Consider the following 12,382-nt stretch of genomic DNA (forward strand, 5'->3'; position numbering starts at 1 on the left):
GCAATCGTGGCTACCAGTTGCGGATGATCAGCTCCCGCCGTTTCGCTCCGCCCTTCCTGCCGCCGCCCACTGTATAGGTGATGTCCACCGTTTCCATCGACAGTCCGGCGAACGCCGTGCGCATTTCGGCGATGTCGTTCACCGAGATCAGCATCTTCCCCTTGATCGACTTCGCCAGTTCGGCCAAGCGATTGTATTGCTCCAGACCGAAATCGACGCCGTAGCCTTCCGTGCCCCAGTACGGCGGGTCGCAGTAGAACAGCGTGTGCGGCCGGTCGTACTTGGCGACGCATGTCGCCCAGTCGAGATGTTCAACGTAGGTGCGGCTCAGGCGTAGATGGGCTGCCGACAGATCTTCCTCCAACCGCAGTAGATTCAGCTTCGGCGGCGACGTCGTCGCCGTGCCGAATGTCTGGCTCACAGGTATCGTCTGTGGGTTAGGCGGCAACGGATTGCTCCAACAACCCGTTGCCGCTCCCTCCTAAATTACTCGGCAGTTGCAGCGGGCCACACGATGGCCGCCACTTTCTCCGCCGTATCCGTGCCAGGATCATCCAGCAACGCCAGCAACTCGCGCAGTTGAGCGCGGCACCCTTGGACATGCGCATCGACCGCGTCGCCGACCGCAATCGCCTGTGCGGCGGAGTGCGGCCGGGCGTCCCAGGCACCGGCGACATCCTGACAAACGATCCAATACGGCCCGCCGGCATCGCCGTGTTGGGTAGCGCGGTTGTAGACCGCCCACAGGTTTAGCTGATCCGGATTTTCGGCGGAGTTTTGGGTGGGATACTGGTGGGGCGCACCCAGCGCGTCGCAGGCGATGCCGCCAGTGATGGCGGTGCGGCACGCTTCGCGCAGCTTGCCGCGCACAGTCAACTTCGCCGCCTCCAGCGATGGGACGATTTGGCCGTCCACCAGCGCGACGGTAGGGTCGCCGCTCACGTCGATGGTCACAGTGTCGGTGTCGGCCTGATATCGGAGATACTGCAATGGTATGCCGGCGGTCTCGGGCGTCTCGGCGACGGCGATTTGCCCGAGATCGAATCCGAAATTCCCGCGCGCCTCATAGAGACACGCTCCGGACTCGGCATCAAACACCCTATATAAATGCATCCCCCCCCCCTTATGCAGCCAGTTCGGCCACATAGGCCGGTTTGAAATAGCAGTTGTAGCCACTACTGTCGTAGCCCGCCGAATACACGGATACGAGATAGCGCGTAGTGCCTATCGTCTGCAACATATCGGTGGTAAATCCGAGGGACGACATATCGCCTACCGAGGAAAGACCACGTGTTTTCGGTGTCCGCGCCCAGTTCAACGTGTGCGGGTACCATCCATTGCTATTAGCAGTCGAATCGAATCCCCCGATGAACTGCGCGGTCAGGCGCCACGAGTTTGCGAGCGTCGTGATTGTTGGCGCTGTGCCAGCGCCGCCCGTGACCACACGAGCGATCAACAGGTCGAGCGCGGTAGAGTCGAATCCGCCACCAGCGGAGGCGTTAGGCGTACCGCGCAGCCCGGCGGGCAATACCAGCGCATCCGAATCAGCCCCTTTGGTCACGTACAACGACAAAACGCCGGCCGTAATCTGCGCCCGCAGATAGTAGGTCGAACTGACGGCAAGCGCCGCGCTGGTAAACGCCGGCGTGACCCACTCACGCATTCGACCGTTGATGCCGGCAGTGATCTCCTCGGCCAGCGACAGGCGGGTACCAGCGCCGATCGATACCGTGCCGCCGGAGCCGGCCACGGCGGCGGCCGTGACCGCCAGGCGGTTGTCGGCCGTCGCAATCGTCGGATACGGTAGCGCAGCAAGCGGCAGCACGCCGGTAGAGAATTTGGCCAACAGCAGCGTCCCCAGCTGCGTCAAATCGTTCTGATCCGGGGTGCCCCCCAGGGCGATGATGGCGTTGACGATCTCGCGCATCGGGTGTTCGATGGCCTCGGCAGCGACGGGGCTACCCTCGGTGTCGGTGGCCGGATCGCCGGTGACGTAGCCGGCGTTGGGGTCGGTGGCGCCGACCGGCGGGACGTATTTCATGGGCGGGTTCCCTCATAGGTGAAGTGCAGGTTGCGGTGGCCCTGATTGTTCCGCTTGAAGCGGCATTCCAGGTCGTAGGCGCGGCTTATCTTTGTCAGTAAGTCGATGCCGCACTGGCTGGTACCGGTGCGAAAGCGGCCGACGCGCGGGCCGTGGACACGCACGCGCCAGTGCTGGCGCACGTTGTGGCCGCCGCAGAGCGTATCGGTCCCCAGGCGACTGAGGCCGCACACCCAGGGTGCGTACTCGATGATAGTGATGCTGTAGCCCAGCGCCGTTGCCAGCCCCACATAGAACGCCTTCGTTTGCCCGGCGCGGTACGTGAGCTTCGATACCACGGCCGCGCGGCGCTCCTGCAGCGTGACCGCCTTGGCGTTGGTGCAGGGATCGGGCAGGCCGGCGAAATCCTCCCACTCCCGCAGCAGCTCCGTGGCATAGCGCGGATCCATCTCGCTTCGCAGTTGCCGCGCCCGGGCGTCGACGCGGCCGAATTCCTCGGCCAGGGCGGAGAGCAGCTCGTACACGCCGCTGCCCGGCTGGCGCAGATCGTCCCAGAGCTGGCCGTTGGGCAGCAGCGAGAGCATCAGTTCCAGGTAGTCGGTGGCTGTCATGCCTTGGTCTGCCAGGTGATGGTGCCGAGGGTGACGATGCTGCCGACCGCAGGCGTGACATCCACAGTCGGGCCTACCCAGGCATTGTCCGCTTCGCCGGCGGCCTGGGAGGTAACAGCGCGCAAGTGGGAAATCAGCACGCGGCCTTTGCCGGTGCCTTCCTCCGGCTCCGCCTCGTCGCGCAGCAGCTCCCGCAGCTGCGCTTCGATGGCGGCCTGCACCGCCGTGGTATTGGGGGCGATGGCGATGGTGGGGTTGAGCGGCGCCGGCGTAGGCGGCACCACGGTCAGGCCGGACATGCCGGCCGGACGTAGCGGCTCCAAATAGTTGTAGAGGGCGGTGGCATCGGCCGCGAGCGGAATACCATCGGCATATTTGTTATCCATGGCGAACCGCACCGTGACGGTGCCGTCGCCCATGGCCAGGCTCTTGGCCCACGCCCGCGTAACCCCGGGAAACGACAGCGCCCAGGTCACATAGTCCAGGCGGGTGCCGCCCTTGACCGGCTCCTGCACCTCCCGCAGGTAGCGTACGCGCATGGTGTCGTAGCCTTCGATGTCGTTGCCACCGGTCAGGCCGTCGCCCAGCAGGGTCGCGGTGGCCTTGACCCCGTCGACGGGCGACACCAGCGAGAGTGTCTCGGTGGCCGGCAGGTTGCCAGCGACGCCGGCGAGCAGCGCAACGACCGACACATCGGCGGTGCCGGCGGCGATGGTCGCCTCGGCACCGGTGACGTAGTCGTAGCCGTAGCGGCTGTGCAACAGCGTGCCGGCGGGGATGACCTTGCCGGTGGTGCCGGTAAACCGCACCGTGCCGCCGGCGGCGGTGGCCGGCAGGCGGGCCACGCCAAACACAGCGGCATGCTGCTCGAATTCTTTGCCGGTCGCGGTATAGGGGTGGAACTGGACCGACGCCCAATCGATGTGGCCATGCAGCGTGTGGCTGGCGCCGGCGATCGCTTGCTTGATGCCTTCGGCCACGGCGTTGTATTGGTCGGCCGGTACGCCGCCGATCACCTCCATGTCGGTGGCGACGCGGCGCAGGATGGTCGACAGGTCGGGACGTTGAAATGTCATGTTGTCCCCATGGTGAAATCGTGTTGCCAGGTATCGCCGTTCGGCTGCGTAATCACGATGCTGGCGGCCAGCACGGACGGCCGATGCCACCAGGCGTCCACGGCGACGTCGGTGGCGCGGCCGGTGGCGATGAGCCAGCGCAGGGCGTCGTCGATATACAGCACGGCCAGTCTGCGCGTTTCCTCCTCCTGTTTGGCACGGCGCAGCGTCCACAACAGGGATCCGCGCGGGCGTGCTTGCGGGCCGGGCGTACCGCCGTCGCTGGGATAGTCGTCGCCCCAGCAGCCGCCGGAGTACTCGAGGATCTCGTCGGCCACGTGCGCGGGACGCGGATCGGTGGGGATCAGGCGGCGGTCGGTGAACAGGCTGGCGATCACCAGCGAGCGCAGGGTATCGTCCACGCCGAGCGCGGCAAGGCGCCACTGGCCGTATTCGCCTTGCTCCAGGGCGAAATCCCTCATGGGTGTACCGGCTCCCCGGTATTGGGATGGGCGTGGTGGTACACCGACATGCCTTTTATGCGCAGGTCCCCGTTAGGGATATCGACCAGCGGCGTGTCCAGCGTCACTTTGGTAGACGCCGCTACCACCACCTCCGGTGCCGTGATCGTGACTTTGGTGCCGACGGTCAGCTCACATAGACGACCGTCCCGGAAAATGAACAGATCGCCGGCGCTGTTGAACATGGCCACCTCGCCGGCTTTCAGCTCGCGCGGACGGTAGCGCCGGTCGGCCACCGCCACGGCGACCTTATGTCCGACGCGGCCGCCGGCGGCGAGCAGCAGCGCTTCCGCGCCTTCATGGGGCGTCGCGGTGAATCCGTAAGGTTCCCAATGCTCAACGGACTCCAGCGGCAAACCGCCAACGCCCTTTACTTGCAGCGCCTGCATCATCGTGTCGGAATCGGCCAGGCTCACCACGCCGCGCGTGATCATCAATTGCAGCCGCCGTTTGAGGGGAGCGAGTAATCTGTCCATCACCAAATCAACGCCTTATCTTTTTTGCCGCTGCCCGGCTTCAGGTCGAATGCCTCTTTCGGCGTGCACTCGAGTTCCGTCTGCGAACCTTCCGGCCCTATGGAATACGTCACCTGGGCGATCAGCCAGCGGTCATCGATGCCGAGGAACGGATCGCGGATCTGCACCAACGTGTTCGGCTGCCACAGCCCATCACCGCAGGTCCAGCCTTGCACGGTGTAGGTGGCGGTCTGGCTCTCGCCGCAACGACGTTGTTTTTCCCAGGCACAGCGGGTTTTGCAGTCCGCGCCGTCGGCGTTGCCGTCGGCGATCAGCGTTAGCGGCCGGTGGCGGATGCGGCCGTCTTTTTCCACGGCGGAGGCGTGGGCGGCATCGGTCCCGTTCCATAAATCGGAGCCGGCGTGCTGGCCCAGGGCGTGGTATTGTGAGTGGCGCTTTTCGGTGCTTAACCGGCCGCTGGCCGCCTTGATGTTTTCGCCCAGTACCAGGGCAACGGCGGCGTTGCCCGCGCCGGCGCGGACGAACGCGACGCCGCCGTTGGGCTTGCTCACCAATCGCACGCCTTGTGCCCGCGACAGCTCTTCCAGAAATCCGAACACGGTTTGGCCTGGCTCCAGCACCGCGCGGGCGATCTTCTTGTCGGCGCCGGCCTCGGCCGTTGCGTTGATGCCGAACGGCTTGCCCAGCTCCTGGGCGATCTGCAGCAGCGTGCGGTCGCTCCACTGCTGGCCGGGCAGGCTGCTGTCGATCAAATCGGCGGCCTTGCTCAGGCCGGAGACTTTTATGGAGTGGCTGCCGGCGTCGTAACTGGGCGAGACTTCGAAAACGTAACCGGTGATGGCCACATGCCCATCCAGCAACACCTGGCACGCGGCATCGGCGCGTATCGGGCGCGGCCGGGCGCCGGCGGCCCAGCGATCGGTAAGGGCCAGCTCAAACGTGTCCGCCCCCTGTCTCAAGCTGCGCACCACTTGAATTTGCTGCCAGCCGGCCCACTCGGTGCCGTCGATTTTCAACACCACGTTAGGCATGGGCGGCCCTCGCGGCGACGGGTGGCGCCAACACTTCCAGCGATTCGCCGCCGGGCACAAATCCCGGGTGGGAAACGCGAGGGTTGCGCGAGAGGATGTCGCTTTCGCGGGTCGCGTCGCCGTGATGCCGGTAGGCGAGCACCAGCGCCGGCAGTGTAGTGGCGGGCACGATGGTGGCCACGCGCTGTTTGTTGCTGCCCCGCTCGGATAGGTCGGCATGCACGGCCGCGCGCAGCTCCTGGAAGCGGTGATAAACGCCGTCGTCGGCCACCGCTCCCAGGGAGGACAGCCGGCGGCAGAGGTAATCGCGTACTGCGGCGGCGTCGTTTTGAGTGGCGTATTCCAGTGCGGCGCTCAGCCGGCACTGCTCCACCACCACGATCTGGGCCAGGGCATTGGCTACCGTCGCCTGGTTGGTAGCGGCCGCCACTTTTTCCGGCGTGCGGTCGCTGGTGGCCGGCCACACCGGCGCCGGCTCCAACGCCTGGATGGCGCGCAAGGGCGTTGCGGGCGGCGGCGTATAAAACGGGAGCGGCGTGCTACTGAAGGTGGACACCGTGGGTGGCGTGGCGACCGACGTCGCGTGGGCGGCCACCGCCACGGGCGATCCACCGTAGAGGTTGCCGGACACGCGCAGGCGGTCGGTAGCGTCCGGCCGCAGCAGACCGGACGCGCCGATTTCCAGGGCGCGGGCCAATAGCCCCGTAGTGCCGCTGGCGGCATGCACCAGCCCGCCGATAAAACTGCCGCCGACCACGGCGGACATGGCAGCGGACAGGGGCGACCGGCCCAGCAGCGCGGCTTCGCCCATGTTCAGCGCGGCATGCAACGCAAATCCCAGCGGCGCCGGAAGCGCCGCCACCACGCCGGTGATGGCGCCATCGAGGGTGCCGACCAGGCTGCTCAGCTGGCCGGTGAAGGCGCCGGCCAAGTCGCCGGCGCTTATTGCTTTTTCAAATGCGGTTTGGATTTCGTAGTGGGCTTCGCCGGTTTTGAGGATCGTCCACTCCGACAGGTCCGGCGTCCCCGCCGGCTGCGCTGCCGTGCCGCCTTCGAGGAACGAGAACTGCAACGTCGCCATGCCGCCCTCGCGAGTGGAATGGGAAACGTCCAGATCCTCAACCGACACGCTGTGGCGGCCCAGCCAGGGATGGACCAGGCGGTGCGGGCCTGGGGCCTCGGCGGCGGCGATGAGCCGGTCGCGGGCGGCCATGTAGTCCTCGCCGATGACAAACGCCGTGATAGTGAAGCGGCGCGTCTTGCGGCCCAGCTCCTCGACGAATGGCTCGTCCCGCAGCGGGAATTCGTGCACGGCCTGGCGCTGGCCGTATTTGCCGCCGCCGGCATCGACGAAAAACGGCACGTCGTCCAGGGAGCCGGGCAGCATTTCCTCACGCCATCCCACGGATCAGCCTCCCTGGAAATGCGCGCCGGCGCGTGCGTTGGGCGCGCCGCCTTTAGCGTTCAATTCCATGCCGGTGGCCGACATGTCTTTGACCACGCCTGGGCCCTGCACTTCGATGACCAGGCGTCCTTCCGGCGCAGGCGGTGCGGCAGGGCCTGCGCTCGCCTTGCCCAGAGCGGCTTGCGACACCTGCATGGCCAGTCCGACACCGGGCAAATGTTGAGCAACGCGGCTGAGCAGCGAGGCGGTATCGACGGGCGCGCCGTGCTCCACGTTGTACTGAGCATCCTTATTGCCGAACGCGGCCAGCACACGGGAACCGCCACGGGCGTAGGCGTCCGCCATTGGCGTACCCGACAAACCGTAGTCATAGGCCAGTGTGCCTATGCCGTAACCGGCGGCGCCGGCGCCTGCCAGCATGGCTGCGGGGGAACTTGTAAAGCCCGCAGCCGCCGCGCCGCCGCCGCCGCCCACTAATTTTGATACGAAGCCACCTATGGATTTGAGCCAGCCGCCCTTGGCGCCATCTTTACCGCCACCCATCACGGTGCTGGCCAAGCCCGCCGCGCCGGCGGCGGCGGCCAGCGTGGTGAGTGCCGTGGTGGCGGCTACCGTGGCGGTGGACAGGCCGGGGTATTGCTGGGCGTAATCGGCCAGCTTGTCGGCGGCATCGCCCAGTGCGTTGTTGAAGCCGCCCATGGCGTCCTGTTCGGCAAACGCCTTTTCGTTGCTCAGTCGCGTGGTTTTAAATGAGGCAGTTCCGCCGATAACGTCAAAGTTTGTATCCGTAGCACCAGGCTTGTCCGCGCTCCACCGACTAGCCAGCGCCTTGTCGCGCACCGTATCGCCGTATTGGCGGTTGTTCATTTGCCCCACCAGCGCCATGAGCGCCTGGCGGTCTTGAATGACCTGCCCGACCGCAGAGCTTTGGAGAATTTCTACCTGGCCCTGCAACGCCGCCTTTTGCTCATCGCCGGTGGTAGCGGCGGCCTTCGCCTTGAGATCGGTGAACCGCTTGTCCTTGGCGGCAATCTTGTCCACGAATCCTACAAACGCCGTGAGGGAGTCCTCGCCGCGGGCACGGTGAAGGGCTAGGCTGCCGGTGAGGTCGTAACCCAGCTTGGCGAAATCTTTGCTGGTGTCCTGGCTATTGATTTTGGCAAGCAGATTGACCAAGTTGTTGCCGGCCTCGTCTTTGCTGCCGGCGGTGATAGCCGACGCCTGGTTGGCGGACACCAGTTTGGCAAAATCCCGTTCCCCGCTCATACCCAGGGAGCGGGCGGCGGCCATCTGGCTTGGCAGCCATTTGGCCATATCTTTGAGTTCGAACCCGCCGGCCTGTCCAGCGGCGCCGGCCATATCGAATACCGCGCGGGTGTCGTCGATGCCAAAGGTTTGCTTGGCACGGATAGCAATGCCGGCAAGCTCTTCACCGCTTGCGTTGTAAGCGGTCGAAGCCTTCATCACATCCAGCAGCTTGCTTTTCGACTCTGCCGCCGTCAGGGCGCCGGACCCTATCATGGTGTCCAGCGCGTCCGCCGCAGAATCGCGGGTACCGCCGCCGGCGCGCACGGCCGCCTTGATGGCATTATCCAAGTCCGACATACCCGCCCGGCGGCCGGCCACATCCTTATCCGAAAATGCGGTGTTGGCCATATGCGCCAGCCGCAGGTCATAGTCCATGGTGCGCTTCACCGGCTGGGCCAGCGTGTATGCGCCGGCGGCCACACCGGCTGCCGTGGCGGTCGCCCCTTGCAGCAACTTTGACGACTTGGCGGCACTTTGCACGGCGGCGTCCGTGCGCTTGGCTTGCTGCTCCATGGCATGCAGACTACTGGAGCCGGCCGCTCCCATGGCGGACAGCTTGGCTTGGGCGCGACTGGCGTCGGTGCCCAAGCGGGTGATGCTTTCGTCGGCCAGCTTGGTCCGGTTCGCCATAGCGCCGATGGCAGCCGAGCCACCGGCTCCCATGGCGGACAGCTGGACCTTGGTTCGCGATGCATCGCTACCCAGCCGCGTCACGCTGTCGCCCGCCCGCTTGGCGCTGCCGCTCAGATTATCCGTGCTGGATTTGACCTTCGCCGTCTCACCCGCCAGACCACGCATGGCAGTCGCCGCCGGCCCGGACAAATGGTCCTTGGCCGTGAGTACGACAGCGACTTCCAGCTTATTTCCCATCGTTCTGGATCAGCACACTCAGGTAATACTCATATTCCCAGGCCGGTAACGCGCCGATTTCGGTGCGGGACCAGCCCGTCTTTTCTGCAAGGATCAGGACGCCGTTCAAATATCCTGCTGCTCGCCTTTTTCGGGCTCCCCCAGAGCCACCAATTCTTCCTGCGTGTTTCGCATCGTGCGGAAATCGGCTTGAGTTAACTTGGCGAGCATTCCCGGCGTAAACGGCCCTCGGTACTCACCCATCCGAACCAGCTGCCGCGCCATAATCGCCGCCTGGAGTTTTATGGGGCGATCGCTGCCGACCACCATTTCCGCCTGGAATACGTCGTCCATGGTGGCCTCGCGCATTTCGTAGTCGAGAACCCGCTCGCCCTTGATTTCCAGGCCTTTCACCAACGTTCCAGTTATCGTTTCCATTACATTTCCTCCACGATTTCACAGGACATTTCCACGTCGTAGGCGCCGTCCGCGACGTTCAATTTGGCGGTTTTGGTGAATGCATTCACCAACATCCAGCGTTTGCCGTTGTCTGCCTCGAACAGCACGGTGGCGCCCTCGATGGCGCGCAATTTTTTCTCGCTGATACCGGGCAGAGACAAAACCTTAATGGAGAGCGCTGGGGACTCGGTTTCTTTGCTGAAATAGGTGCGGCCGTTATCGGCGGGCTTTTCGTTTCGCTTGTCGCCACCCTCGGTGAACGTCGCACCCTTTTCGGTGGCCAATTCGCCTAACTCGCCCGCGTTGACCTTGGCGCGGCCGGTGACCTGGTTGCTTGCTGTCATGACTTACCCCCTTAGCGGAATTCGGTGTGCGCCGCCAACAGGCGCATGTTGTTGATGAGCTTCGGCGAGTCGTATACATCCAATCGGTCCCGGTTGGTGGGGTGCACGGCGGCCAGCAGGGTTTGCTTGTAGCCTTCCAGATCCTGACACCAGCCACGCGGCATAAACACGGTGCGGTATAAAAAGATCAGCTCCGCGACAGCTTTTTTGGGCTGCATAATCGGCTGCCCCGGCGGTACGTCGTAATCGTCGTCGGCCAGTTTCCAGTCGGGATAACGCTGGGTGAAGTAGTGGCGCTGCTCGAGGCGGATACGCTCTAGCGTTTCCGGCCGGTTGATGAAGAGCCACGCATCGTCTCCCAGTCCGCCGGCGTTGGTCTGGTACATGCTGATCTCGGCCTCGATGCGCACCGTGCCGTCGGCGTCGACGGTACTGGTGGCGATGCCGTCGTACAGCAGCTCGTTGCGCTGGGTGTTGTCCCAGCGGTCCGACTTGGCCGGGGCGGCGACTTGCAGGACGCGGCCGCGCAGCTGCCTCGCCGGGTCGATGCCCAGGCTGTGGCCGGCCTCGGCCATGTAGGCGGCGGCCCATATCCAGGGCGGCGTGGGGCTTTTGCCGGCGCCCATGCAGGTGATGTGCGGGCTGTTATGCGCGTTGCCGAAAGTACCGATCGCGGCATGGGTACCGGCGACCGCGGTGAACAGCCGGCCGCCGATGGCGCGCATGGGTCCGAAACGGCTGCCCAGCTCGGCTTCAAACTTCGCCATATTGGCGCCGTCGGTATAGGCGCAAGCGAGCCAGGAGTACCAATCGTCGCCCATGGCATCGATGGCAGGGGTGATGTCCGGGTTGCCGCTACCGCTGACGGGCGAGGTGATGGTAAGCGAGAGGCCGGCCGGCGTTTTGTCGCTGCTGTAATAGTTCACGCGCACGTCGATATCGTTGCCGGTTTCGCCCTTCCAGCGACAGGTCAAATCGACTTCGTTGGCGTTGGTGCCGTTCACCGCCGCCGTCATCGGGCAGGTGGTGAGCAGGTTGATGGCGGCGGCCAGCCTGGCGGCGACGGTATCGGCGGTATCGGCGGCGGCCACGGCGATTTGCACGCGGTAGAAACCGATATAGACGTTCAATGTTCCCGCCTCCGTGGCGGGCCCGGTGATGGCCAGCTTTTTCTTGGCGGCGACACCGGCCGGGTTATCGTCCAGGCCGATGGCCCATATTTCCAGCCAGGGACGAGCGGTTTTAGCCGCTTTGACCATCTCGGCCAGCATGGAGCCGCGGCCGAACAGGGCGTCGGTGGCCGCGCCGTTGGCGGACACGCGCACCGGTTGGCCGGCGGCAACCGTGCCGGTGCTCAGGCGCTGGCCGATGATGCAGGCCTTGGCCGCGAATACCGACTGGCCGGCCAGCCGGGCATCGAATTCGATCCAGACGCCGGGAATGCGTAACTGATCCGGGACTTCGTTGAAGGCGATAACGGGGGCGATCGCTTCGGCCATGGCTTATTGCTCCTGCTTGACGGGTTCGGCTTTCGGTTTGGCGGGCGCTTTAGCGGGTTCGACCACCTCCACGCTGCCGTCCTTAAGGTGCTCGCGCCAGTAGCGGTTATTCGGCACGACGGTGCCATCGGCCGGCAGGTGCTGGTGGCTGTTTTCCGGCATGCGGATCAGGTACGGCGCATTGGTGGCCGGATTGATCGCCGGCTTTAGGAAGAGTTTGTCCACTGTTGCTCCTAGGGCGTTTGCGGCAGGTTGAATTCGCTGACGAAAGGCGCGTCGCCGCCGACGTCGCTCTCGCCGTGGAACGTGATGAAATCGCCGATCCGGGATGCATCCACTTGGCGCGGCAGGGATATGCGTGCGGCCAGGGTGAGGCGATAGACGACCAGGCCGTTTTTCACCGTCCACTCATCGACCTGGGGCGCCATGCGTTGCACCTCCACGGTGGCCACATCCGGCACGCGCAGGCCGTGCATGGCCGCGCCGAGCAGCTCCGCCATGGTCCAGGCACCGATCTCCTGTTGCCCGCCGCGCAATGCGGCAGCCGCCCGGCCGGCATGGCGGGACACGGCAAACACGCTCCACTGGCTATCCACGATCAGCACCGAGGCATCCCGCGCGGTTCCCACCGTGTAGGCGACGAACACGCCCGGCGCATGAGCCGCCATGCGATCCAGCACGGCGCCGGTCCACGCCTCGATGGTCTCCACTTGGCGCACCGTGCCGCCCAGCGTGGTGCGGGCGGTTTGCTCCAGGGCGTCGGCGATAGCGGCGATGGCCATG

At 65.1% G+C, this 12,382-nt stretch carries 15 protein-coding genes; all 15 read right to left on the bottom strand.

What is annotated here, in order from left to right:
• Positions 1 to 10 precede the first annotated feature (10 nt).
• Entirely contained in the window at positions 11 to 421 is a 411-nt protein-coding gene (locus tag K5607_RS01495) for a DNA adenine methylase (RefSeq protein ID WP_217994945.1), read from the bottom strand.
• Positions 422 to 486: 65 nt separating this feature from the next.
• A complete protein-coding gene (locus K5607_RS01500) occupies positions 487 to 1,113 on the bottom strand; it encodes a DUF4376 domain-containing protein (protein ID WP_054773482.1) in 627 nt (208 codons plus the stop codon).
• 10 nt (positions 1,114 to 1,123) lie between these two features.
• On the bottom strand, positions 1,124 to 2,041 hold the full coding sequence (locus K5607_RS01505; protein ID WP_054773483.1) for a hypothetical protein: 918 nt from the start codon (positions 2,039 to 2,041) through the stop codon (positions 1,124 to 1,126).
• Positions 2,038 to 2,652, bottom strand: a complete 615-nt coding sequence (locus K5607_RS01510) for a YmfQ family protein (RefSeq protein WP_054773484.1) — start codon at positions 2,650 to 2,652, stop codon at positions 2,038 to 2,040. Before K5607_RS01510 ends, K5607_RS01505 begins: the two co-directional genes overlap by 4 nt.
• On the bottom strand, positions 2,649 to 3,728 hold the full coding sequence (locus K5607_RS01515; protein ID WP_221048003.1) for a baseplate J/gp47 family protein: 1,080 nt from the start codon (positions 3,726 to 3,728) through the stop codon (positions 2,649 to 2,651). The genes K5607_RS01510 and K5607_RS01515 overlap by 4 nt, the downstream gene beginning before the upstream one ends.
• Complete coding sequence (locus tag K5607_RS01520; RefSeq protein WP_054774592.1) at positions 3,725 to 4,189, bottom strand: phage GP46 family protein; 465 nt, start codon at positions 4,187 to 4,189, stop codon at positions 3,725 to 3,727. Before K5607_RS01520 ends, K5607_RS01515 begins: the two co-directional genes overlap by 4 nt.
• The gene (locus tag K5607_RS01525) at positions 4,186 to 4,704 is read right to left on the bottom strand and encodes a phage baseplate assembly protein V (protein ID WP_054774591.1); all 519 of its coding nucleotides are present in this window, start codon (positions 4,702 to 4,704) and stop codon (positions 4,186 to 4,188) included. Before K5607_RS01525 ends, K5607_RS01520 begins: the two co-directional genes overlap by 4 nt.
• A complete protein-coding gene (locus tag K5607_RS01530) occupies positions 4,704 to 5,735 on the bottom strand; it encodes a phage baseplate assembly protein (protein ID WP_221048004.1) in 1,032 nt (343 codons plus the stop codon). Before K5607_RS01530 ends, K5607_RS01525 begins: the two co-directional genes overlap by 1 nt.
• On the bottom strand, positions 5,728 to 7,140 hold the full coding sequence (locus K5607_RS01535) for a DNA circularization protein (protein ID WP_221048005.1): 1,413 nt from the start codon (positions 7,138 to 7,140) through the stop codon (positions 5,728 to 5,730). Before K5607_RS01535 ends, K5607_RS01530 begins: the two co-directional genes overlap by 8 nt.
• A gap of 3 nt (positions 7,141 to 7,143) precedes the next feature.
• Positions 7,144 to 8,961, bottom strand: a complete 1,818-nt coding sequence (locus tag K5607_RS18165) for a phage tail tape measure protein (protein ID WP_221048006.1) — start codon at positions 8,959 to 8,961, stop codon at positions 7,144 to 7,146.
• Between the two features lie 462 nt (positions 8,962 to 9,423).
• Positions 9,424 to 9,711: a hypothetical protein gene (locus K5607_RS01545; protein WP_156302802.1), complete on the bottom strand. Its 288-nt coding sequence runs from the start codon at positions 9,709 to 9,711 to the stop codon at positions 9,424 to 9,426.
• A gap of 23 nt (positions 9,712 to 9,734) precedes the next feature.
• Entirely contained in the window at positions 9,735 to 10,100 is a 366-nt protein-coding gene (locus tag K5607_RS01550) for a phage tail tube protein (RefSeq protein ID WP_221048007.1), read from the bottom strand.
• An 11-nt stretch (positions 10,101 to 10,111) separates the two neighbouring features.
• Positions 10,112 to 11,599 carry a phage tail sheath subtilisin-like domain-containing protein gene (locus tag K5607_RS01555; RefSeq protein WP_221048008.1) on the bottom strand — a complete coding sequence of 496 codons (1,488 nt, stop codon included), beginning with the start codon at positions 11,597 to 11,599 and terminating at the stop codon, positions 10,112 to 10,114.
• Between the two features lie 3 nt (positions 11,600 to 11,602).
• Positions 11,603 to 11,824, bottom strand: a complete 222-nt coding sequence (locus K5607_RS01560; RefSeq protein ID WP_054775075.1) for a DUF2635 domain-containing protein — start codon at positions 11,822 to 11,824, stop codon at positions 11,603 to 11,605.
• An 8-nt stretch (positions 11,825 to 11,832) separates the two neighbouring features.
• Complete coding sequence (locus K5607_RS01565; protein ID WP_221048009.1) at positions 11,833 to 12,381, bottom strand: phage protein Gp37; 549 nt, start codon at positions 12,379 to 12,381, stop codon at positions 11,833 to 11,835.
• Position 12,382 lies beyond the last annotated feature (1 nt).

The organism is Methylogaea oryzae, from assembly GCF_019669985.1.
Classification (GTDB): domain Bacteria; phylum Pseudomonadota; class Gammaproteobacteria; order Methylococcales; family Methylococcaceae; genus Methylogaea; species Methylogaea oryzae.